The organism is Streptomyces sparsogenes (assembly GCF_001704635.1).
Lineage (GTDB): Bacteria > Actinomycetota > Actinomycetes > Streptomycetales > Streptomycetaceae > Streptomyces > Streptomyces sparsogenes.
Genome location: NZ_MAXF01000131.1, coordinates 1 through 24,868 on the forward strand (window position 1 = coordinate 1; position 24,868 = coordinate 24,868).

A 24,868-nucleotide genomic window follows, 5' to 3' on the forward strand; every position below is an offset into this window, starting at 1 on the left:
GGTGTCACGCGCCCCGGTGTCCGGCACGCCGTTCAGCAGCACGTCCGGCACCACCTCGTCGGAGGCCACGTCGCGCACCCGCCCCCGGCCGTCGGACGCGGCGGTGACCACGGAGGTGCACAGGGCGGGCAGCCGGGTGGTGAGCACCAGGGCGCCGCAGCGCAGGGTCCGGTCGGCGAGCAGGTCCCGCAGCGGGCAGGGCCGGCCCTCCAGCAGGGTGGCGCCGTCCACGACCACCAGCAGCACCGGTCCGGCGTTGTCCTCCGTACGCCTGGGCGCGGCGGCGCGCAGGGCGCGGGCCAGCGTGTCCGCCTGCTCCGGTCCGGCCGCCACCAGCCGTGTGGTCCCCGACTGCGGATCCGCGCCGTGCGGCAGCCACTTCGTCCAGTCCCAGTCGGCCAGCCGCTCCGGGTCCACGAACACCGCGAGCGTCACATCCGCCGGCCCGCTGCCCACCACCGCCTGGCACAGCAGGGACCGGGCGACGGCGAGGGCCGCCCGCCGGTCCCCCTCGAACCCCACCGCCTCGCCCGCCGACATCCCGACCACCACCGGCACCTGCGGCAGCACACACCGTGCCGCCAGGATGCCCGCCACCTCCGGGGCGGGCCCCGCGGAGTCGGTGTCCAGGGGCGGGGCCCAGGGGAGATCGGCTGTGCCCACCACCGCCTTGAGGAAGTCCGGCGCGCCGGGGCGCCGCTCCCACAGGGCGACCCCCGGCACGGTCGCCCGGTGGACCACCTCCGCGGGGTCGGGGTGGGCGGCCCGGCGGTGACGGATCTCGGACGCGTGGCGCGCGGCCACGGTCTCCTCGAACTGTTCGACCCGGGCGGCGTGGTCCCGCATCCCGCGCCGGAAGCCGACCCGGCCCCGCAGGCGCTCCTCGGCGAAGTTGCCCACGAACATCAGGGGGGTGAGCGCCGCGATGGCCGCGTAGCGGACGTCGTGGGTGAGGGCGACGATCACCCCGGCGAGGACGAGCGGGCCGAGCATGCTGGAGATGGAGAACGGGGCCTTGTTGGCGCGCGGCGGCGGCGAGGGGGCGGCGAGCCGCGGCGGCTCGGCCGGCCTGCCGCCGCGTGGCGCGCGGTTGAACGGCAGGGTGCCGCCGGGCCCCACCTCGCGGACGGGGTTGACCCGCTGCACGGGGCCGAGGCGGTCCGGCGGCAGGACGCGCAGCAGCACCTCGCCGCCCAGCGAGACCAGGTCGTCCGGCTGCACCCGGGCGGCCTTGGAGATCCGCTCGCCGGACACGTCGGTGCCGTTGGCCGAGCCGAGGTCGGTGATGTGCGCCTGCCCGTCGGCCGACACCTCGAGCGCGGCGTGCAGCCGCGACACCCCCGTGGCCACGACCCGCACATCCGCCTCGGCGCCCCGGCCGATGACCGTCCTGCCCACCCGCAGCGGAATGCTCCGCCCGGCCTCCAGCCCGCCGACCACCCGCAGCACGGCCGCCGCCACGCGCGGCGCGCCGGCGGAGCCCCAGCCGGCGCGGGCCACCCGCGATCCATGGGCGAGACCGGACTCGGCCAACCCCGTCTCCGGCGGGGCCGTCCGCCCGTCGACGCTCAGGCCGCTCGCGGGGATGTCCAGGGCCGCGGCGAGATCGGCCAGCGTGGCGTTCGGCCGGCCGACGCGCAGTTCCATCTCCCGCTCGGTCTCGCCGTCGGCGTAGACGATCCGCACCGCGCAGTCCCTCCAGGGTGGGTCAGGGGACGAAGGGGCGCGTCGAGTCTGCCGCAGACCGGGCCGTCAGGCATTGACACCGGGTGCAGACCCGTTGACCGAGCGCGCAATGGCCGCACGCCGCGCCCCCGCCGGGGCCTCCGGGTTCGCGTGCGCCGGCCTCAGCGGGGTCTTGCCGGGTGGGTGAATCTCTCCTTCAATGAGGGGCCTCACCGTCCGTAGAAAGGGCTTTCCATGAGAACTCGCTTACGCGCTTCGGGGGTTGCGGCGGTCGTGGCGGTCGGGCTCGCGCTCGCCGTGGGGCCGGCGGCGGCCGCTCCGCACGTCGGGGCCAGTGGCTCCGCCGTCATGGACTACTACCAGTACCACGACCACTACGCGACGCATGAGGCGTGCGTGGCCGTCGGGGAGGAGTACCTGGAGCTGGGGGCCGACAACTACGAGTGCCGGGCCAAGGACGGCGGCTGGGACCTCTGGCTGATCTTCGCGACCTGATCCCCGCCGCCTGATCTCCGCCACCTGATCTTCGCCACCAGGGCGTACGGGGCCGCGGCGTACCGGGCCAGGTGGTGCGGGCACGGGGAGTGGATGCACGCTGGGGAGTGGATACGCGCAGGCACAGTCCGGAGGTGATCGTCATGCCACAGTCCACCGTGGGTTGGCATGTCGAATTGGAGTTTGACGAGGACAGCCGCCACACCCGCGCCGCCGCCCTGGTCCGGCTCGCCGACGGGAGCGAGGTACGGGGCCACGGCTCCGCCAGCCGGGCCCCCGCCGACTCCAACCAGCCGCGGGTCGGCGAGGAGATCGCGGGCGCCCGGGCGCTCAGCGAACTGGCGACGAAACTGCTCGACAAGGCACACGGCGAGATCGACGCGGCCTCCGGCCGCACGTCACACCCGCTGCACCTGAACCAGTGAAACGGCGGGCGCGCGGCGGCCGGTCAGCGCCCGGTCAGTGGGTGGCCTTCGGAGGCTCGACGCCCAGGGTGTGGCTGAAGATGTTCTTCGGGTCCCAGGCGGCCTTGACCTTCCGCAGCCTCGGGTAGTTGTCCTTGAAGTACAGCGTGGACCAGGGGACGCCCGAGGTGTTCACGGCGGGGTCGGCCAGGTCGTCGTCCGGGTAGTTGATGTAGGCGCCGTCCTTCGGGTCCGGCACCCCGTGGGTGTCGGCGTAGATCTCGCGGTACAGCCTGCGCAACCAGTCGACCTGCGCGGCGTCCCGGTCGGCGGCGGCCCACGCCGCCGTGTACTGGACGCGCATCACCGCGTCCCGGTGCGGGAAGGCGGTGGCGTCGGGGGCCACCGCGCTGATCCGCCCGCCGTAGCTGGCGATGCCCACCGAGCCGAAGAGCAGGGTCGGGTCCTGCTCGCGGGTCAGGTTCTCGTAGATCGCGGAGAGCTGGGCGTCGGAGAAGCCCTTGCGGAGATAGCCCGACTTGATCTTGAGCCGGTAGCTGTCGGAGTTCGGGCCGTCCAGCGCCGCCGCCAGCCACGGCTGCTCGGTCTTCACCACGTTGACCGGGGCGCCCACCCCGGCGCCGACGGCGCTCAGATAGTCCTCCAGCAGATCGGCGGCGTCGGCTCCGAACACCTGCCCGCTGGCCAGATTGAGGTCGTTGGCCTTGCGGCCCACCGTCAGGTCGGCGTACAGCCGGGTGGCGGGGGCGCCGACCGCGCTGTTGCGCTCGCACCAGTCCATGTGGTTGCGGATCAGCCGGGTGAACTTGGTCTTGTCCAGGTCCAGGGCCTGCCACGGCCACTGGGCGGAGAAGGCGATCGCGCTCTTGGGCGCCCGGGGCAGCAATTGCCCCGGGTCGGTGCCCTCCGCGCCCGGTGTGCGCAGCCAATAGCGGGTCACCACGCCGAAGTTCCCACCGCCGCCCCCGGTGTGGCCCCACCACAGCTCGCGGTTGGGGTCGGACGCCTCACGCGTGGCCACCACCGCCCGCGCCCTGCCGTCCGCGTCGACCACCACCACCTCGACCGCGTAGAGGTGGTCCACCACCAGCCCCATGGCCCGGGACAGCACACCGTAGCCGCCCCCGCAGATGTGGCCGCCCGCCCCGACACCGGGACACCACCCGGCCGGGATCGTCACCCCCCAGCCGAGCACCAGCCGCCGGTAGACCTCGCCCAGGGTGGCGCCGGGCTCCACCGCGAAGGCGCGCCGCGCCGGGTCGTACCCGACCTGCGTCATCCCGGACATGTCGATGAGCACCCGCACGGCCGGGTCGTCCACCCACCCCTCCGCGCAGTGTCCGCCACTGCGCACCGCCACCCGCCGGCCGGAGTCCACCGCCTCCTGGACCGCGGCCACCACCTGCTCGGTCGAGCCGACGACCCACACCTGGTCCGGGGTGCCCACCCAGCGCTTCTGGCCGCGCCGCACCAGATACGCGTAGCGCGAATCGTCGGGGCCGGCCTTGACCGGGCCGAGCGGGGGCGCGCAGTCCGCCCGCCCGGTGCCCTCGGCGGCGCCGGCGGGGGTCTGGAGGGATAAGCCCCCGACGACCCCGGACGCGGCGACGGTGGCGCCCCGCAGCAGTTGACGGCGGTTGACCCCGGACATGGTCATCTCTCCTCGGGAGGCTCGGTGGGGGGTTGGGGGCGGGGGTGGTGTGCGTGGACGGGGTGGCCTAGAGGACCGGTGCCCGCGGCCCGTCGGGCGCCGTGTGACGCCCTTCGACGACGGCCCGCGCGACCGCGGCGACCTCCTCCTGGCCGAGCCGCCGGTACCCGTCCTCGGTGACGAGGGCGACGAGGGGGAACAGCCGCCGGGTCAGATCGGGGCCGCCCGTGGCCGAGTCCTCGTCCGCCGCGTCGTACAGCGCCTGGACGACGGCGGTGACGATGTCGCCCTCCGGCATGCCCTCCCGGTAGAGCTTCTTCAGCGAGCCGCGGGCGTGGACCGAGCCCGAGCCGGTGGTGGCGAAGCCCGACTCCTCCGAGCGATTGCCGGTGACGTCATAGGAGAAGACGCGGCCCCGGCCCTTGTTCAGGTCGTAGCCGGCGAAGAGCGGAACCACCGCCATGCCCTGCATCGCCATGCCGAGATTGTCCCGGACCATCTTGGTGAGCCGATTGGCTTTGCCGTCCAGGGACAGGGGCGTGCCTTCTATTTTCTCGTGGTGCTGGAGTTCCAGTTGCAGGAGCCTGACGAGTTCCACCGCCAGGCCCGCGGTGCCGGCGATGGCGACGGCGGAGTGTTCATCGGCCGGGAACACCTTGTCGTATTCACGGTGCGCGATGAGATTGCCCGAGGTGACGCGCCGGTCGCCGGCCACCAGCACGCCGTCCGCATAGGTCGCCGCGATGACGGTCGTGCCGTGGGGCGCCTGGAAGTCGCCCCGGGCGGGCGGCAGATGACGCCCGGCGGGCAGCAGATGAGGAGCCTGCGCGCTGAGGAAATCCATGAAGGAGGAGGTCTCGCGAGACAGGAAAGCGGGTGGCAGAGCGCCGGGCTTTCGCGAGTCGAAGGTCATGCGCGTTCCTTCCCGAGAGGCGTCGGCGGCTCCTGCTGGCCGCACATTACCCCACCCCCGCCCCGGGCAATCCATGAAGAGAGTCACGCCGGGCCGTGGTCGAAAAACACCGCCTGATGAGGGGCGTTGGAGAGAATCTGGCATTTGGCTGCCAACCCCGAGGTGTTGACCTCGGGCACCCGGCCGTACGAGGGTGTGGGTGATTTCCGAAGTCCGGCACGTGGGGGAGCACCGGGCTGAGCTTCGCCCACCCGCTCCGGTTCCCGACGCGCGTAAACCTGTCCGGTTCTGCGATCCGTTTCCCCCTTTCCTCTTCCCTGTGATCCGTCGCCGAGCGCGCGCCCGCGCGATGGCTTGATCATGCCTTTTGCCAGGAGGATGCCTCATGTCTCGTCCGCTCAACGCCATGAACGTGCCGGGAAGGACCAGCTTCCTGGAGGAGATCCTCCGCGGTGCGCTCCGACTGGACCTCGTGCATCCGTTTCCGGCGCAGCCGGAGAGCGACCGCAAACAGGGCGACACGCTTGTCGCGGATGCCAAGGAGTTCGCCCGCGGCTTGGTCGACCCCGCCCTTGTGGAGAAAACGGGGGAACTGCCCCGGGAAGCCGTCAAACGGCTGCGGGAGAGCAGTTACGTGAAACTCCAGAGCCCACGGGAGGTCGGCGGCCTCGAACTGTCCGATCTCAATACCTTTCGCGTCGTTCAGGCCATTTCCAGCTGGTCGCTTCCGCTCGGCCTGGTGGTCGCGGTACAGAATTCCATCGGCTTCGCCCCGCTGCTCCGGCTTCTTCCCGAAGGCCCGTTACGCGACATGCTCACCGAGCGGGTCGCGCGCGGGCTGATATCCAGCTTCGCCGATACGGAACCCTCCGGCGCGGCCAATCACCGGCGGGAGACCGTCGCGGTCCCCACCGAGGACGGGCACGCCTACCTCGTCAGCGGCGAGAAGGTCTTCAGCGGCAACGCGCCCTTCGCGGAACTGCTCGGGGTGGTCGCCACCGTCCAGGAGGACGGCCGGGAGATACGCCGGCTCGTGGTCGTCGACCCGGACGCGCCCGGGGTGCGGCGGTCGGCCGAGCACGAGTTCATGGGCATCAAGGGCTTCCCCAACGGGGGGTTCACCCTCGACCGGGTGCGCGTGCCCCGGGACCACGTCTTCGTGGAGAAGCCCAGCGCCCACGACGTACGGATCACCGCCCAGGCCGGCGGGCTGGCGATCCTGGGCCGGATGTACCTCGTCGCCGCGCCGTCCCTGGCCATCTCCAAGCTGTGCCTGCAGTGGTCCCGCGAATTCGCGGTGCGCCGCCGCGTGGACGGTGTCCCGCTGGCCGAGTACGAGGAGATCCAGCACCTGATCGGCCAGTCCCTCGCCGACACCTTCGCGCTCGAGGCCATCGCCGAGTGGAGCCTGCTGTGCGAGGACGCCGGCCTCAACCCGCTCTTCGAGCAGGCCGTCGCCAAGAACCTGTGCTCCCTGCTGTGCTGGGGCGTCGTGGACCGCACCATGTCGCTCTACGCCGCGGAGGGCTATGAGACGGCGGCCAGCAAGGCCCGGCGCGGCGCCCCGCCCGTACCCCTGGAGCGCTCCTTCCGTGACGCCCGCAACCTGCGGATCTCCGGCGGCGTGGACTTCCAGCTGGACTACTGGCTCTCCAAGCTGGCGATCTTCTCCTACCACCGCGCGGACGCCCTCGACGACGGCGAGGGGGCCCGGCAGGCCGCCGGGGCGCGGCAGCGGCTGGCCGCCGCGCTCACCCCGCGCAACCAGCGCCACCTGGACCGACTGCACCAGGCCGTGGAGGAGTTCCGCGACTGCTGCGCCCGGCTGGCCGAGACCTACCCGGACGACGAGGCGCTGTTCGCGCAGGAGCACACGCTGATCGCGGTCGCCCGCTGGGCCACCGAGGCCATGGCCGCGAGCCTGGTCCTCGCGCGGGCCGCCCGGCGCGCCGGGGAACACGACACCGAGGCGCAGGACCTGGCCGACATCTACTGCACCGGGGCCCTGCGCCGGATCGCCGGGTACGCCCGCGAGGCGCGGGAGGAGGAGCGGCCCGACACCGGGCGGGTGGCCCGGCGGTGGGTCACCGGAGACGGCCACGGCGGGCTGCTCGACGACATCGTCACCGACGGGTCGTAAAGACGGGTCGTAAAGAGGGGTCGTAAACCTCCCCACCAGGGCACGCAGGCCCAGGCACCCGCACCCCGGCGCGCGCAGGAAGAGGAAGCAGGAACAGTCATGGCTGCCCGTCCGTCCCACCCCCTGTCCCCGTCCCAGTCCGGCATCTGGTACGCGCGGAGCCTGGATCCGGCCAGCCCCGCCTACAACTGTCTGCAATACCTCGACATCCAAGGAGCGGTGGACACCGGTCTGCTCCTCGACGCCATCGGACGCGTGGTCGTGGAGGTGGACGGACTGCACGTCCGCTTCGACGGCCGGTCCGACCCACCGCGTCAGATCCCGCTGCCACCCACCGCGCCGGACATCCCCGTGCACGACCTGACCGGCGAGCCCGAGCCCCTGGCCGCGGCGCACACCTGGCTGCGGCGGTTCCTGCGCGTCCCCTTCGACCTGGAGGCCGGCCACGTCGCCGACTTCGCGGTCCTGGAAGTCGCCCCCGGACGCACCTTATGGGCGCAGCGCTACCACCACGCGGTCACCGACGGCCACGCCTTCAACCTGATCACGCACCGGGTCGCCGAGGTGTACCGCGCGCTGAGCACCGGCGGCCCGGTCCCCCCAGCGCGGTTCCAGAGCCTCGGCGACGCCCTGGCCGAGGTGGCCGACTACCGCGCCTCGGACCGGTTCGCCGCCGACCGGGCCTACTGGCTCGACCGCTTCGCCGACCGCCCCGCTCCCCTCGACCTGACCGAGGGGAGCGGGGCGGCCGTGGCCGCGCACGAGGTGCGCCGACTGGCCTTCACCCTGCCCGCCGCACGGCACCGGGCCCTGCGCGCGGCCGCCCGGGAGGCGGGCACCAACTTCCCCCGCGCCCTGATCGCCACCATGGCCGCCTACACCGCCCGTATGACGGGCCGTGAGGACGTCGTGGTGGGCCTGGGCAGCCGCAGCCGCGCCACCCCCGGCTCCGAGCGGTTCCCCGGGATGATGTCCGACGTCCTGCCGCTGCGGCTGAGCGTCACCGCCGACACCACCTGGTCGCGGCTCCTCGCCGACACCCACGAGGCCGTGGCCCAGGCGATGGCCCACCACCGCTACCGCAGCGAGGACCTGCGCCGGGAACTGGGCTGGCCCGAGCGCAGACGCTCCGCCGGGCCCCTGGTCAACCTGATACCGCCGCTGGGCACGGCCGACTTCGGCGGCGCCTCGGGGACGCTGCACAACCTCTCCGTCATGCCGACCGAGGACCTCACCCTGTGCTGCTACCAGCAGACCGGCGGCGAGGACCTGCGGCTCACCCTGGACGTGCACCCCGACCGCTGCGACGACACCGCGCTCGCCGACCACCACGAGCGCCTGACCACCCTGCTGCACGGGCTCGGCCCCGACACCGTCCACCGCCCGGTGGCGAGCGGCGAGTGCACCGGTCCCCGCGAGCGCGGCCGGCTCCTCGACACATGGAACGAGGCGCCCCGGCCGCTCCCCGAGCCGTCGCTGGGCGAGCTGTTCCGGCGGCAGGCGGCCCGGACCCCGGACGCGGTGGCCGTGGCCGGCGGCGACACCGAGCTGAGCTACCGGGAGCTGGACACGCGGTCCGACCGGCTCGCCGGGCTGCTGCGCGAGCGCGGCGCCCGCGCCGGCGCCACCGTCCTGGTGTTCATGGAGCGGTCCGTGGAACTCCTGGTCACCCTGCTCGCCCTCGTCAAGAACGGCGCCCCCTACGTGCCCCTGGACGAGCGGCAGCCCCCCGCGCGCCTGCGCACGCTGATCTCCGAGGCCGACGGCGACCTGCTGCTCGTGGACGGCGCCACCCGCGAGCTGCCCCTGGTGCGCGAACACGCCGCCGCCGGACGGCCCGTGGCCGATGTGGCCGAGCTGGAACGGACCGCGCCCCCCGTGCCGCCGGCGCCGGACGAGCCGGTGGCCCAGGACGCGCCGGCCTGCGTGATGTACACCTCCGGCTCGACCGGAGTGCCCTCCGGCGTCCAGCTCACCCACCGCAACATCGTCGCCCTCGCGTACGACCGCTGCTGGTCCGGCGGCGCGCACCAGCGGGTCCTGTGGCACTCGCCGCACGCCTTCGACGCCGTGCTGTACGAACTGTGGGTCCCCCTGCTGTCCGGGGGACGGGTCTGCGTGGCCCCGCCGGGAGCCCTGCTGCCCGCCACGCTGCGCACGGCGATCGCGCGCCACGGCGTGACCGCGGCATGGCTGACCGCCGGGCTCTTCGCCGCGCTGGCCGAGGAGGAGCCGGACTGCCTGCGCGGCCTGCGCGAGGTGTGGACCGGCGGCGACGTGGTGTCCCCGACGGCCGTGGCCCGGGTGTTCGACGCCTGCCCCGGCATCGTCGTCGTCAACGGCTACGGGCCCACCGAGACCACGACGTTCGCCACCCGCCACCGCATGACCCGGCCACCGCGCGGCCCGGTCCCCATCGGCCGGGCGATGGACAACACCACCCTGTACGTGCTGGACGCCGAGGGGCGCCCCGTGCCCCAGGGCGCGCCGGGCGAGCTGTGGGTGGGCGGCGCGCACGTGTCGTCCGGCTACGTCAACCGCCCCGAGGCCACCCGCGAGCGCTTCCGCGACAACCCCTTCCACCCCGGCCGCATGTACCGCACCGGTGACCTGGTGCGGCTGGCCTCCGACGGCACCCTCGCCTTCCTCGGCCGCGCCGACGACCAGGTGAAGATCCGCGGCTTCAGGGTCGAGCCGCACGACATCGAGCTGAGCCTGGAGCGCCACCCCGATGTGGCCCGGGCCGTGGTGGTCCCCCAGCCGGCCCCCGGCGGCGCGAAGCGCCTGGTGGCCTACCTCCTGCCCGCGGCGGAGCGGGACTCGGCGGAGCGGGACTCGGCGGAGGGGGGTACGAACGAGCGGGACGCGGCCGGGTGGGACGCGGCCGGGCGGGGCACGGCCGGGCGCGACACGGATGAGCGCGAGCGTGTCCGCGAGTGGCAGGACATCTACGAGGACATGTACCGGGAGGGCGACCGGGCCGCGCTCGGCGAGGACTTCGGCGGCTGGATGGACAGCTACCACGGCACCCCCCTCCCGCGCCACGAGATGCGGGAGTGGCGTGACCGCACCGTCGCCCGGATCCTCGCGCTGCGCCCGCGCCGCGTCCTGGAGATCGGGGCCGGCAGCGGACTGCTCCTGGCCCGGCTGGCCCCGCACTGCGCCGAGTACTGGGCCACCGACTTCTCCGAGCGCGCCGTCTCCCGGCTCGAGGCGGGCGTACGCGAGGACGACCGGCTCGCGGGCCGGGTAAGGCTGCTGCGGCGCGAGGCCCGCGACCTGTCCGGCATCCCCCTGGACCACTTCGACTGCGTCGTCGTCAACTCGGTGGTGCAGTACCTGCCGAGCGCCGCCTATCTGTCCGCGGCGCTGCGCGGTGCCCTGGGCACGCTCACGCCCGGCGGACACCTCTTCGTCGGGGACGTACGGCCCAAGCGGCTGCTGCGGGAGTTCCGCACCGGAGTCGAACTGCGGCGCGACCCCGGTGACGACGGTGCGCCCGGAGACCTCGCCGGGCTCAAGCGCACGGTGGAGCGGGCGATGCTCCACGAGAAGGAACTCCTCGTGGAGCCCGAGTTCTTCACCGAACACCTGGGCGCGCTGCCCGAGGTCGCCGGTGTGGACGTACGGGTCAAGCGCGGCCGCGCGCACAACGAGCTCACCCAGTTCCGCTACGAGGCCGTGCTGCGCAAGGCGTCCGCCGGCGCCGAGCCGTACTCGTGCGCCGACGCCACGGTGGCCCGCTGGGGCCACGACGTGGCCGGCCTGTCCGATGTGGGCCGCTGGCTGCGTGACAAGCAGCCGGCCGCGCTGCGGGTCGCGGGCGTGCCCAACGCGAGGGTGCTCCCGCTGCTGCGGGCGGAACACGAGGTGTGCGCGGGTACCGGAGTGGCCGCGGCCCGCGACGCCCTCGACGGCGTTCGCGACACGCTCCCCGACGACGGTATCCTCGACGGCGGTGTCCCCGACCCCGAGGACTTCGCCGCGCTGGGCCGCGGCCTCGGGCTGCGCACCGTCCTCACCTGGGCGGACAACGCGGCGGACGGCAGCCTCGACGTGCTGTTCCTGGACCCCGCGGCGCTCCCCGCGAGCGCCGGGCCCACGGCCCCGGACTTCGTCGCCGACGTCTACCCCAGACGCAGGACACCCGCCGCGAGCACCCCGGCGGAGGCGTTCACCAACCAGCCGATCCGGCCCGAGCGCCATCCGCGACTGGCCGCGGCCGTCGAGGCGTACGCCCAGCGGCAGCTGCCCGACTACATGACCCCGTCCGCGTACGTGGTCCTCGACCACCTGCCGCTGTCCGTCAACGGCAAGGTGAACCGCGCCGAACTTCCGCCGGCCCCGGCCCCGGTCGCGGCCACGCCGGAGCCCGGCGCCGAGGTCTCCGGCGCCGAGGCCACCGCCACCCAGGTCACCGCCACCGAGCGGGAACTCGCCGCCATCTGGGCCGACCTGCTGCGGACCGAGGTCGATCCGGCCGCGCACCCCGACTTCTTCGCGCTGGGCGGCCACTCCCTCCTCGCCACCCGCCTGGTCTCGCGCGTCGGGGCCCGGCTCGGCGTGGAGATCTCCCTGCGCACCGTCTTCGAGAACCCACGCCTCACGTCCCTCGCCCGGGAGCTCGACGAGCGCCGCGCCCCCGCGCCACCCGCCGCCGAGTCGAAAACCGCCGAGGCGAAAACCGGGGAGGGAGACACCGGGGAGGGGGACATCGGGGAGGCCGACGGATCCTTCCCCGTGTCCGGCTTCCAGGAGCGGATCTGGCTGGACGAGCGGCTGCGCGGCACCGGCTCCTTCTACAACGTCCCGCTGGCCTGGCGGGTCCGCGGCGGCCTCGACCCGGCCGCCCTGAGCACCGCGCTCGGCCGGGTCGTGGCCCGGCACGAGGCGCTGCGCACCCGCTTCGTCGAACGGGAGCGGGACGGCAGACCGCGGCAGGTCGTCGCCGACCCGTGGATCCCTGAGGTGGCGCACCACGTCGCCGAGGGCGCCACCGCCGAGCACCGGATGGCCGACGCCCGCGCGGCGCTCGAGGCCCTTGCTCAGGAGCCGTTCGACATCGCCTCGGGCCGGCTGCTGCGCGTCATGCTGGTGGACCTGGAGAAGGACGGCCGGGACCAGCTGCTGATGTGCTGCCTGCACCACCTGGTGTGGGACATCGGCTCCGAACCGGTCTTCCTGCGGGACCTGGAACGGGCCTACGCCGAGTGCGCCCCGCGCGCGGAGCAGGCGGCGCCGTACCAGGAGTACCCGGCCACGCCGCACCAGCAGCGCATGGCCTTCGTCGAACACTTCGAGCGCGGCACGGTCTACGAGGACGCGCCCGTCTACCACAACGTGTCCCAGCTGCTCACCCTGGACACCACCCCCGGGGAGGCCGAGCTGCGCCGGGCGGTCGCGGCGGTCATGGACCGCCACCCGGCGCTGCGCACCACGGTCGAGCTCTCCGGCGGGACGTGCGCCCAGCGTGTCCACGAGCGGCTGCCCGTCGAGTGCGCCACCCTGCCGGACACCGGCCCCCAGGGGATCGCCGCCTGGCTGCGCCGCCCCTTCCACCTGGCCGAGGGGCCGCTGTTCCGGGCCGCGGTCGCCCCGCAGGGCCCCGATGGCGCCGACGGGTGCGCCCTGGTGCTCGTCGCGCATCTCGCGGTGGCCGACCGGGCCTCGCTGCGGACCGTCGGCCGCGAGATCCGGACCCTGCTGGCCGGTGGCCAACTGCCGCCCCCGCCGCCGTCGTTCGTCCAGTGGTGGCAGGCGCGGGACACCGACGCCCAGGAGCGGCAGACGGCCCGCCTCGCCGAGCTGCTGGACGGCGGCAGCGGCGCCCTGCGGCTGCCCGAGGACCGCCCCAGGGCCGCCGTCCACGTCTACGAGGAATACTCCCTGCCGGTCGCCGTCCCGGAGGACACGGGCCTCGCCGGGTTCGCCCGGCGCGAGGGCATCGGCACCGAGGCCGTGCTGCTCGCCGCGTACACCGCCGTGCTGATGTGGTACTCGGGGCAGACCGATCTCACCGTCGGCGTGACGAACCCGCGCCGCGACACCGCCACGGCCCACCTGGTGGGCCCGGTGGACGACTTCCTGCCGCTGCGCCTGCGCGGCGGCCACGACCAGTCCTTCGCGTCCTGGGCGCGGGCCTGCGAGGCGGGCCTGAGGGAGGTGCGCGCCTGCGGTCTCGCCCCGTTCGACGACGTGGCGCGCCGCGTCGCCCCGCCCAAGGACATGAGCCGCACTGCCCTCTTCGACGTGGTGTTCGACCTCGACCGCGACGCGCCCGCCGGCGGGCCGCCCACGCCCCTGGCGGGCCTGGGCAAGTGCGATCTGATCCTGACACTGCGGGAAGCCGGCGGCGGTGGCGCCGACGGGCGGCTGGTGTTCAACGGCCTGTACTACGCCCCGGACCGGATGCGGCTGTTCGCCGAGCACTGGCGGCGCCTGCTGCGGGACGCGGTCACCCGGCCCGGCACCCCCCTCGGCGCCTTCGAACCGCTCACGGACGCCGAGCGCCGCCGCCAGATCGAGGAGTGGAACGACACCGCCGCCGACTACCCGCACACCACGCTCTCCCGCCTGGTGAGCGAGCGCGCGGCGCGGCAGCCGGACCGGGTGGCCCTGGTCGGCGAACGGCCCGGCGGGGGCGGCACGCTCACCTACCGGCAGTTGGCCGAGCGCGCCGAGCGGATCGCCCACGCCCTCGCCGACCTGGGCGTACGGCCCGGCGACACCGTCGGGCTGCGCCTCCGGCGCGGGCCGGCGCAGGTCGAGGCCGTCCTGGCCGTACTGCTGGCCGGGGCGGCGTACGTCCCGATCGACCCGGCGGCCCCCGCGGACCGCGCGGCCTTCATCCTCGACGACAGCGCGGCGACCCTGCTGCTCACGGACGATCCCGACACCGCCGACCCCGCACCCGCCGACCCCGACACCGCCGACCCCGCACCCGCTGACCCCGACACCGCCGACCCCGGCTTCGCGGGCCGGACCGTACGCCTCGGCGACCTCGACCTCGGCCTCACCGCCGTGTCCCCGGACCGGGAACCCCTGCCCGAACCCGCCCCGGACGACCTCGCCTACATCATCTACACCTCCGGCACCACCGGCCGGCCGAAGGGCGTGCGGGTCACCCACCGCAACGTGGTGCGCCTGGTGACGGGCGACCGCCTGCCGTTCCGCTTCGGGCCCGAGGACGTGTGGGTCCTCGCCCACTCGTACGCCTTCGACTTCTCCGTCTGGGAGATCTTCGGCTGTCTGGTCCACGGCGGGCGGCTGGTGCTGCCGGGCGGCCCCGAGCTGCGCGACCCGCGCGGCCTCGCGGAGCTGGTCCGCCGCCACCGGGTCACCGTCCTCAACCAGACCCCGGGCATGTTCGCGCAGCTCGTCCGGGTCACGGACACCGAGGAGCGGCGCCTGGCGAGCCTGCGGTACGTCATCCTCGGCGGGGCCAGGTTCGCCCCCACCACCCTCGGCCACTGGCCCGCCGCGCACCCCGGCACCGAGGTGGTCAACATGTACGGGATCACCGAGACCACCGTGCACGTCACCGCCCGCACCATCACCCCCGAGGACATCGCGGCCGACCGCAGCCCCATCGGCACACCCCTCCCGACCACCACCGTCCGTCTCCTGGACCCGCACCTCACCGCCGGGCGCCACCGGCTGCTGCCGGCCGGCGCGGTGGGAGAGATCTGCGTCGGCGGGGAGGGAGTGGCGGCCGGGTACGTGGGACGGCCGGAGCTGGAGCGCGAGCGGTTCGTGCCCGACCCGTACGGATCCGGCCGCCTCTACCGCAGCGGGGACCTGGGCCGCTATCTGCCCGACGGCACCCTGGAGTACCTGGGCCGGATGGACGACCAACTCCAGGTGCGCGGCTATCGCATCGAGCCGGCCGAGGTCGAGAGCTGCCTGACCGGACACCCGGAGGTGGCGCAGGCCGTCGTCACCGTGGACGAGGCGGACCCCGACCGCCTGGTGGCCCACGTCTGGTGCCCCGCCGCGGTGCCCGGCGCGGGCGAGCTGCGCGCCCGGCTCGCCGAGCGGCTGCCCGAGTACATGGTGCCCTCGGTCTTCAAGGTGGCGGACCGCATCCCCCTGTCGGTGAACGGCAAGGTGGACCTCGCCGAGCTGGCCGCCGCGAGCACCGTCCTCACCGACGGGGCCGGCAGCGCCCCGCGCACCGAGACGGCCAGGGCCCTCGCCCTGCTGTGGGGCGAACTGCTGCCCGTACCGGAGATCTTCGCGGACACCTCCTTCTTCGAGGCGGGCGGACACTCCCTGCTGGCCGCCACCCTGCTGTCCCAGGTCTCGACGCGCTTCGGCGTGGATCTGCCGGTGCGCACGGTGTTCGAGAACCCGCGGCTGAAGGATCTGGCGGACCGCGTCGACGAGGCGCTCGCCGAGCGCGGACACCGTCTCCCGACCCCGGACACCTCCCAGGACGGACCGCGGGCGGAGCCCGCGGCGGACGGGGAGCTGGTGCCCGCGTCGGACTTCCAGCGCCGCATCGCCCTGGACCAGCAGCTCTCCTCCGGCCCCGACCGCTATGCGATGCCCCTGGTGTGGCGGGTGCGCGGCGGGCGCCTGGACCCCGGGCGGCTGCGCCGGGCCCTGGCCGCCGTCGTGGCGCGCCACGAGGCGCTGCGCACCGGGTTCGTGGAGCGCGGCGGGCGCCTGTGGCAGCGGATCGGGGAGCCCTGGGCGCCGCCCCTGAAGGAGGTTGACCTGTCGGGACAGCCTCCGGCCGAGCAGGAGGCGCGGTGGCGGGAGTCGGTGAGCGAGATCGCCGGCGCCCCCTTCGACCTGGCCTCGGGCCGGCTGCTGCGGCCCGCCCTGATCGACCTGGGCGAGCAGGGGCAGCTGTTCCTGCTGTGCCTGCACCACCTCGTGTGCGACGGCCCCTCGCTGGTGCCGCTCGTACAGGACCTGAGCGCCGCGTACGAGGGCGCGGAACCCGGCGCGGAAGCGGTGCAGTACCGGGAGTTCGTGCGGGAGCAGGCGGAGCTGGGGGTGTCGGTGGCGGGTCGTGCGGGGGTGGAGCGGTGGTGTGGGCGGTTGGCGGGTGCGCCGGCGTATGTGTCGTGGCCGGGGTCGGGGGGTGTGGAGCCGTCGGGGGTGGTGGAGGTGCCGTTGGGGGTGGGTGTGTTGGAGGGGTTGCGTGGGGTGTCGGAGCGGGAGGGTGTGTCGTGGTTCATGGCGGTGGCGGCGGCTTTCGCGGGGGCGTTGCATCGGTGGAGTGGTGAGCGGGATGTGACGTTCGGGTGTCCGGTGGCGAATCGTGGGGGTGAGCGGTTCGGTTCGGTGGTGGGGCCGTGTACGAACACGGTGGTGATCCGGTCGGTGGTGGACGGGGGCACGACGGTGGCGGGGTTGTTGCGGGGGACGCGGGAGCGGGTGCTGGAGGCGTTGGAGGACCAGCATGTGCCGTTCGACCAGGTGGTCGCCGCGCTGAATCCCGAACGCCGCTACGGCGTCACCCCGTACGCGGCCGCGGTCCTCAACCTGGCGCCGATGGACGACGGCTACCCCCTCGGCGGGACCGTCCTGACCCCGCTGATGAGCAGCCAGCTCGCCGCCGAGCAGAAGTTCCCGGTCACCGTCACCGTCTACCGAGAGGACGGGCGGGACCGCGTGGGCCTTTCGTACCGCGGCGACCTGCTGACCCGGCGGCACGCCGAGGAACTCGCCGGACTGCTGCGCGAACTCCTGGCCGCCCTGTCCGCCCTGTCCGACACCGCCCACGACCCCGTCCTGCCCCAGGGCGCCGCCGGGGTGGCCCAGTACCGGGAGTTCGTGCGGGAGCAGGCGGAGCTGGGGGTGTCGGTGGCGGGTCGTGCGGGGGTGGAGCGGTGGTGTGGGCGGTTGGCGGGTGCGCCGGCGTATGTGTCGTGGCCGGGGTCGGGGGGTGTGGAGCCGTCGGGGGTGGTGGAGGTGCCGTTGGGGGTGGGTGTGTTGGAGGGGTTGCGTGGGGTGTCGGAGCGGGAGGGTGTGTCGTGGTTCATGGCGGTGGCGGCGGCTTTCGCGGGGGCGTTGCATCGGTGGAGTGGTGAGCGGGATGTGACGTTCGGGTGTCCGGTGGCGAATCGTGGTGGTGAGCGGTTCGGTTCGGTGGTGGGGCCGTGTACGAACACGGTGGTGATCCGGTCGGTGGTGGACGGGGGCACGACGGTGGCGGGGTTGTTGCGGGGGATGCGGGAGCGGGTGCTGGAGGCGTTGGAGGACCAGCATGTGCCGTTCGACCAGGTGGTCGCCGCGCTGAATCCCGAACGCCGCTACGGGGTCACCCCGTACGTCGACCTCGCCCTGACCCCCGTCGTCCCCGAGACCCGGGCGCCGTCGCTCGGCGGCCACCCCCTGCGGCGGTTCCCGCTGAGCGGCGAGGGCGCCGACTGGGCCGCCAAGGGCGCCGTGACCGTGTCCTTCCAGGAACAGAACGGCAGTTTGCGGGGCCTGCTGGCCTACCGCGGCGACCGCGTCGGCCGCGCGGAGGCCGAACGCCTCGCCGCCCTGACCGCGGCCGTGCTGGCCGACCTCGTGGACCGGCCCGACCGCCCGCTGGCCGCGCTGCCCCGCCTGGGCGCCGACGAGCGTGCCGCGCTGGCCGCCCTCGAGGAAGGCCCGGCCGCCGCGCCGCCCACCACGTTGCCCGAGCTGATCGCCGCGCGGGTGAGGGCGACACCGGACGCCACGGCGATCGACACCCCCGAGGGCCCGATCGGCTACGCGGAACTGGACGCCAGGGCCCGCCGGCTCGCCGCTCGCATCACTCGCATCAAGCGATCGGCCCCCGTCGAGCGGCCGGCGGACACCGAGCGACCGGCCGACACCGGGCGCTCCGCGCGTCCGGACGGCCCGGAGCCGGTGGCAGTGCTGCTCGACCGGGGGCCCGAGCTGGTGGTGGCGATGCTGGCGGCCTGGTACGCCGGTCGCGCGTACTGTCCGATCGACCCCGGATACCCGCCCGCGCGCATCGCGTACCTCCTCGAAGACCTCGGCGCGCGCGTGGTCCTCACCGACGGCGGACACCCCCTGCCGGACGCGGTGGCGGACACGGTCACCGTGCTCGATGTCACCCAGGGCGCGGCCGACGGCGACACGCCCGCCGCCGCAGCGGAGCCGCCCGGCGCCGACGACCCCGCGTACATCGTCTACACCTCGGGATCCACCGGACTGCCCAAGGGCGTCGTCGTCCGCCACGCGGGGCTCGCCCAGCACGCCCTGTGGTTCGCCGACCTGCTCGCCCTGAGGCCGGCCGACCGGGTCGGCCAGCTCGTCAACGTCGGCTTCGACGCGGCCGTCTCCGAGATCTGGCCCACCCTGGGCGCGGGCGCGACACTCGTCCCGCACCCGGGCACCGTGTTCCCCGGAGAGGTGTCCCGGTGGCTGGACACCCACCAGGTGACCGTCGCCGTCCTTCCCGCGGCCCTCGCCGAAACCCTCTGGTCCCACGGCGAGCCGCCCCGGGCGCTGCGCCGGCTGGTCTACGGCGGCGCCGCGCTCGGCTCCGCCCCGCCGCCCGGCCTGCCGTACGGGCTGGTCAACTGCTACGGGCCGACCGAGGCGACCGTCACCGCGACCGCCCATGTACTCGCCCCCGGCGAGCCGGACTTCCGCCCGGGGCGCGTGGGCCGCCCGGCCGCCGGGGTCCGGGTGCACGTGGTGGACGAGCAGGGCCGGCGCTGTCCTGTTGGCGCCACCGGCGAGATCGTCGTCGGGGGCGCCGGCGTGGCGCTCGGCTACTGGCGACGCCCCGGGCCGACCGCGGAGAAGTTCCTCCCCGACGGCCCCGAGGGCGCCCCCGGACCCGTCTACCGCACCGGAGACCTGGGGCGCTGGCTGCCCGACGGCACCCTGGAGTTCCTGGGCCGGGCGGACCGGCAGCTCAAGGTGCGCGGACACCGCATCGAGCCGGAGGAGATCGAGGCCCGGCTCGCCGCGCACCCGCTGGTCGCCCGGGCCGCCGTGCGCGCCTTCGAGGCCGCGTCCGCGCGCCTGGTGGCGTACGCGGTGCCCGGCGGCGACGGCGACACCGATCCCGGCACCGCGACCGCGACGGTGCTCGGTGCGCTGCGCGAGACGCTGCCGCCCCCGCTGGTCCCCGACGCGCTGGTCTGGCTCGACGAGCTGCCGCTGACCCCCCACGGCAAGGTGGATTACGCGGCCCTGCCCCGGCCCGGGCGCGAGGACCTGGTGGGCGCGGCACCGGCCGTGGCGCCTCAGGACGACCGGGAGCGGCGGGTCGCCGCCCTGTGGCGCGAGGTGCTGGGCGTCGACACCGTCGGCGTGCACGACAACTTCTTCGACCTGGGCGGCGACTCGCTGCGCCTGGCCACCCTCCAGCGCCGGCTGGAACGCGCCTTCGGTATCGAACTGCCCGTCCAGCGGCTCTTCGAGCACGCCACCGTCCACGCCATGGCCCGGGCGATCGGCGGGCCGGACGAGCGCGAACACGCCGTGTCGGCGGCGGAGGACTTCAAGGAGCGGGCCCGGAAGGGACGGCGGGCCAGACAGCGCGACCGGCGCCCGGCCACCGGCCGTAAGGAGGGCGACGATGCATGAGGACGCCGTGGCCATCATCGGCATGGCCTGTCGGCTGCCGGGCGCCGGGGACGTCCGCGCGTTCTGGGAGAACCTGGTGGCCGGCCGGGACACCGTCTCCCGCTTCACCTCCGACCAGCTCGCCGCGGCGGGGATCGACCGACGGCTCGCGGAGCGGCCGGACTTCGTGGCCGCGCGCGGCGTGGTGGCCGGCGCCGACCGGTTCGACTGGTCGTTCTTCGGCTACAGCCTCGGCGAGGCCCGGGGCATCGACCCGCAGCAGCGGGTGTTCCTGGAGTGCGCGAGCACCGCGCTGGACGACGCGGCCGTGGACCCGCACCGCTTCCCGGGCCCCATCGGGGTGTTCGCGGGCTGCGACGCCGTGCCCCTGGGCTCCTCCCAGGAGGAGCTCGTCGCCCAGACCCTCGGCCGCGACAAGGACTTCCTCGCCACCCGGGCCGCGTACAAACTCCGGCTCACCGGGCCCGCGCTGACCGTGCAGACCGCCTGCTCCACCTCGCTGGTCGCGGTGCACCAGGCCGTGCAGAGCCTGCTCGGATACGAGTGCGACGCCGCCCTCGCGGGCGGGGTGGGGCTCTTCTTCCCGCAGGTGACCGGCTATGTGTACGAGGAGGGCGGCATCCTGTCGCCCGACGGCCACTGCCGCCCCTTCGACGCCGACGCCGCCGGCACCGTCTCCAGCTCGGGCGCGGGCGTGGTGGTGCTGCGCCGGCTGGAGGACGCGCTGCGCGACGGGGACCGCGTGGTGGCCGTCATCCGCGGCACCGCGATCAACAACGACGGGGGAGGCAAGGCCGGATTCACCGCGCCCTCGCCGGGCGGGCAGCGCGATGTCATCCTGGCGGCCCTCGGCCGGGCCGACGTGGACCCGGCGGACATCGGCTACGTCGAGGCACACGGCACCGCCACCCGGCTGGGCGACCCGGTCGAAGTGGCCGCGCTCACCGCCGCGTTCCGCGCCACCACGGACGCGGTCGCCTCCTGCGCCCTGGGCGCGGTCAAGGGCAACATCGGGCACACCGGCTCGGCCTCCGGCGTCAGCGGCCTGATCAAGACGGCGCTGACCTTGTGGCACCGGGAGCTGGTGCCGACCGCGCACTTCCGGCGGCCCAACCCGCTGATGAAACTCGACACCACCCCGTTCACCGTCGTCGACCGCCACGGCCCCTGGCCCGAGGGCCGCCCGGCACTCGCCGGGGTGAGTTCCTTCGGCGTCGGCGGCACCAACGCGCACGCCGTCCTGGAGGCCGCCCCGGCACCGCGCCCCACCCGCGCGGGCGCGCGCGGGCCCCGGCTGCTGGCGCTGTCCGCCGCGTCCCCCGAGGCGCTGCGGCGGGCCCGGACCGACCTGGCCCGGCGGCTGCGGGACACCCCGGCCCCGCCGCTGGACGAGGTGGCGCGCACCCTGGCCGACGGCCGCCGCCGGTACGCCCACCGCGCCACCGTCGTCGCCCGCGACGTGGAACGGGCCGCCGGGGCGCTCGAAGAGCCCGGGACGGACGGCTCGGCGGAGGCGGTGGAGTCGGCGGGGTCCGCCGGCGTGGCCTTTCTGTACCCCGGGCAGGGCACCCTGCGCCCGGGCGGAGCCGCCGCCGGGGCGTACGCCGTGCTGCCCGCGTTCGCCGAGGCCTTCGACGAGGTGCGCGCCTGGGCCCTGCGGGAGACCGGCACGGACCTGTCGGCACTGCTGCGCCCGGGGACACCACCGGACTGGTACCACGACCCGGTCCACCAGCAACTCGGGCTGTTCGCCCTCGGACACGCGCTCACCCGCACCCTGGCCGGCTGGGACATCCGGCCCACCGCCGTGATGGGCAACAGCATCGGCGAGTACGCCGCCGCCCTCGCCGCCGGGGTGTGGGAACTGCCCGACGCGCTGGAACTCGTGCACACCCGGGCGCTGGCCACCCGGGACACCGCTCCCGGCCGGATGCTCGCCGTCGAGCTGGTACGGGACGGCGCCCGCGAGGCCGTCACCGAGGCGCTGGCCGGGCTGCCGGAACCCCGGCCCACGCTCGCCGTGGACGGCCATGACCGCCTGGTCCTCTCCGGCTCGCCCGAAGCGGTCGGGCGGCTCGCCGAGCGGCTGGACGGCCTGCCCACCCGGATGCTGGAGACCCGCAGGGCCTTCCACTCCGCCAGGATGGCACCGGCCGCCGCCGCGCTGCGCACCCGCGTGGCGCGGGTGACGGCCAGGGCGCCGCGGGTGCCCCTGGTGTCCAATGTCACCGGCGGCTGGGCCACCCCCGGCGAGGTGGCGTCGGCCGACTACTGGGCCGCCCAGCTGACCGGCACCGTGCGCCTGCAGCAGGGCCTGGACACCCTGCTGTCGGGCGGCGCCGAGGTGTTCGTCGAACTCGGCCCGGGCGCCTCCATGAGCCGGGCGGTGCGCGACCACCCCGGCCACGCCGGGCGGCCCACCACGGTCCCCCTGCTCGACGGAGCGACGGACGACGCCGAAGCGCGGGTCCTCGAAGCGGTCGGCAGGCTCTGGGAGGCCGGACTGGACGTCGAGGTCGGGCAGTTCGCGGGGGAGTCCCGGCAGCGCTGCTCGCTGCCGCCTCACCCCCTCGACTCCCGGCCCTGCGGCACCGGCACCGACCGGCCCGCCGGCCACGTCCCCCCGGCCCCGGCCCCGGCCCCGACTCCGGCCCCGACCGCGCCGCCCGCCCCGCACCGGACCACCGCGCGGCGGATCGCCGACGCGCTGCCCGACCCGCCGCCCCCGGACCGCCCCACCCTGCCCCAGCGGCCCGGCCTGGTGCGCCGCCTCGACGCGTACACCGCGGCCCTGGCCACCCGGCTCGGCCTGCGGATCGGCCGCCTCGGGCCCGGCGACGCGGTGTCCGCCCGGGACTTGACGGACCGCCTGGCCGGGGGCGGGAAGCTGACCGGACCGGCCCGGCTGATGGTCCGGGCCATGACCGAACACGGCTTCCTCACCGAACACCCGACGGACACGGAAGGCGTGACGGGCGGCACGGACGTGGCCCGGGGCGGCGGCCGACTGCTGGTCCCCGACGACATCGAGGAGCGGCTGCGCGCCGCGCTCGACCCCTCGGGTCTCGAGGAGGTGCGCGGCCTGCGCCGGATGCTCGACCACTGCGCGGACATGTATCCGGAGGTGCTGGCCGGCCGCCGCGAGCCCGTCTCCGTGCTCTACCCGGACGGCGACGACACGTTCCTGCGCGCCTGCCTGACGGACAACTCGGTCGATGTCGCGGACGCGGGGCCCTGCCTGGACCAGCTCGCCGCCGCCGTGGCCGCCGCCCGGAGCCCGGGCCGGGCGGACCGTCCGCTCCGCGTGCTCGAGGTCGGCGGCGGAAGCGGCGAACTCACCGGACGCGTCCTGGAGTCCTGGCCGGCCCACCCCCAGGACCTCTACACCTTCACCGACATCAGCTCCCTGGCCCTGAGCCGGGCCCGGGAGCGCGCGGCCGGACCGGCCTGGCGGCAGGTGCGGTGCGCGCGGCTCGACCTCGCGCGGGACCCCGGCCCCCAGGGCTTCCCCGCCGCCGGCTTCGACGTCGTACTCGCCTACAACGCCCTCCACGTGGTGCCCGACCTGCCCGCGACGCTGCGCCGGCTCAGGGGGCTGCTGGCCTCGGGCGGCTGGCTGGGGGCGGTCGAGGTCACGCGGGTAGCGCTGTGGACCCACTTCATGTGGGGCCTGGCGCCCGGCTGGTGGGACTTCGCCGACGACCTGCGCGCCGACTCCGTCCACCTGCCCGCCGACGGGTGGCGGCGGGCGCTCCGCGACGCCGGGTTCTCCGAGGTCGCGGTGGTGGAGCGGCCCCCGGCCGACCACGCGGTCCTGCTGGCCTCGGTCGAGGAAGCGGCGGCCACGCCCGACGGGCCCCACCCGGCCCCGGAACCCCCGCAGGCGGTAACCCGGGCCGGGGCCCCGGCCCGGGCCCCCGCCCCAGCCCCCGCCCGGGCCGCGGCGCCGGACGGCGGCCGCGCGGCGCTGGCCGCCATCTGGACGCGGCTGCTGGGCACGTCCTCGGCGCGCGACGAGGACGACTTCTTCGCCCTGGGGGGCGACTCGCTCATGGCCGTACGGCTGCGCGGCCGTATCCACGAGGAGCTCCGGATCGCCGTCCCCCTGACGGAGTTCCTGGAACGGCCCACCTTCGGCAGCCTGGTCGCGCTGGCCGAGCACGGCGAAAGGGCCGACAGCACCGACAACGCCGACACCGCGGAGAGGGCCGGGGGCGCGCGACCGGTGCACGTCCCCGCGGCCCCCCGGGAACTGGTCCGCTTCCAGGAGGGCGGCCCGGGCGTGCCCCTCTTCCTCGCCGCCCCCGCCGCCGGAAGCGCGCTGTGCTACCGGGAGTTCGCCCGGGCCCTCGGCGGGGACCGCCCTGTGTACGGGATCGACGCCCCGGGGCTGCTGGGCGGCGCGCCCACCCCCGACCGGGTCGAGGACCTGGCCGACCACCACATCCGGGTGCTGCGCGCGGTGCGGCCGAACGGACCGTACGCGCTGGGCGGCTGGTCGGTGGGCGGGCTGGTGGCCCATGAGATGGCGGCGCGGCTGGAGCGGGCCGGCGAGCGGGTCGAACTGCTGCTGTTCCTGGACGGCTTCGCGCCGGACAGCGGCGGCCGCCCCCTGGGGTCCGCCCCCCAGCACCTCGCCGCGGGCCTGTGGCACCAGGCGCTGGTCGCGCTCCAGGTCGGGCCCGCGGGCCGGGCGGTGCGGTCGGTGCCCGGGGTGAGCAGGGTCTTCCGGGCCTATCTGCGGGCCATGCTGCGCTACCGGCCGAGGCCGGTGTCCTGCCGTACGGTGCTGTTCAAGGCCGGGCTCACGCACCGCACCGAGGCGCGGCTGCGCGCCTCGCTGAGCGCCCTGCACCCCGGCGGGCTGACCGTGCTGCCCTGCTCGGGCCGGCACTGGACGCTGCTGGCCGAGCCGCACGCCTCGGCCCTGGCGCACCAGGTGCGCCGGGCCCTGGACGACCCGGAGCGCTGACCGCCACCCGGGCGCCCGCCGCCGAGCGGGTGCC

The 24,868-nt window shown here is 75.1% G+C and carries 8 protein-coding genes; 5 read left to right on the forward strand and 3 right to left on the reverse strand.

Annotated features, from left to right (window positions below; genetic code table 11):
- Window positions 1-1,686, reverse strand: a 1,686-nt coding sequence (locus BBH68_RS27480) for an FHA domain-containing protein (protein WP_141713059.1), incomplete at its 3' end; no start/stop codon positions are given.
- A 234-nt stretch (window positions 1,687-1,920) separates the two neighbouring features.
- On the opposite strand from BBH68_RS27480, the gene BBH68_RS27485 reads away from it, so the two are divergent.
- Window positions 1,921-2,181 (forward strand): hypothetical protein, encoded by a 261-nt coding sequence (locus BBH68_RS27485; protein WP_141713060.1) that lies wholly within the window; start codon window positions 1,921-1,923, stop codon window positions 2,179-2,181.
- A gap of 143 nt (window positions 2,182-2,324) precedes the next feature.
- A complete protein-coding gene (locus BBH68_RS27490; RefSeq protein WP_065966411.1) occupies window positions 2,325-2,606 on the forward strand; it encodes a DUF1876 domain-containing protein in 282 nt (93 codons plus the stop codon).
- 34 nt (window positions 2,607-2,640) lie between these two features.
- Here the strand turns inward: BBH68_RS27490 and BBH68_RS27495 are convergent, their stop codons facing one another.
- Entirely contained in the window at window positions 2,641-4,257 is a 1,617-nt protein-coding gene (locus BBH68_RS27495) for an FAD-binding oxidoreductase (protein ID WP_065966412.1), read from the reverse strand.
- 67 nt (window positions 4,258-4,324) lie between these two features.
- On the reverse strand, window positions 4,325-5,170 hold the full coding sequence (gene prcB, locus BBH68_RS27500; RefSeq protein WP_065966395.1) for a proteasome subunit beta: 846 nt from the start codon (window positions 5,168-5,170) through the stop codon (window positions 4,325-4,327).
- A 385-nt stretch (window positions 5,171-5,555) separates the two neighbouring features.
- Here prcB and BBH68_RS27505 point away from each other — a divergent pair, with 385 nt between their 5' ends.
- The 3 genes from BBH68_RS27505 to BBH68_RS27515 all read left to right on the forward strand — a co-directional run bounded on the left by BBH68_RS27505 (window position 5,556) and on the right by BBH68_RS27515 (window position 24,834).
- The gene (locus BBH68_RS27505) at window positions 5,556-7,310 is read left to right on the forward strand and encodes an acyl-CoA dehydrogenase family protein (protein ID WP_079151228.1); all 1,755 of its coding nucleotides are present in this window, start codon (window positions 5,556-5,558) and stop codon (window positions 7,308-7,310) included.
- Window positions 7,311-7,409: 99 nt separating this feature from the next.
- Entirely contained in the window at window positions 7,410-19,862 is a 12,453-nt protein-coding gene (locus BBH68_RS27510; RefSeq protein ID WP_065966397.1) for a non-ribosomal peptide synthetase, read from the forward strand.
- On the forward strand, window positions 19,855-24,834 hold the full coding sequence (locus BBH68_RS27515) for a type I polyketide synthase (RefSeq protein ID WP_065966398.1): 4,980 nt from the start codon (window positions 19,855-19,857) through the stop codon (window positions 24,832-24,834). Before BBH68_RS27510 ends, BBH68_RS27515 begins: the two co-directional genes overlap by 8 nt.
- Window positions 24,835-24,868: the final 34 nt, after the last annotated feature.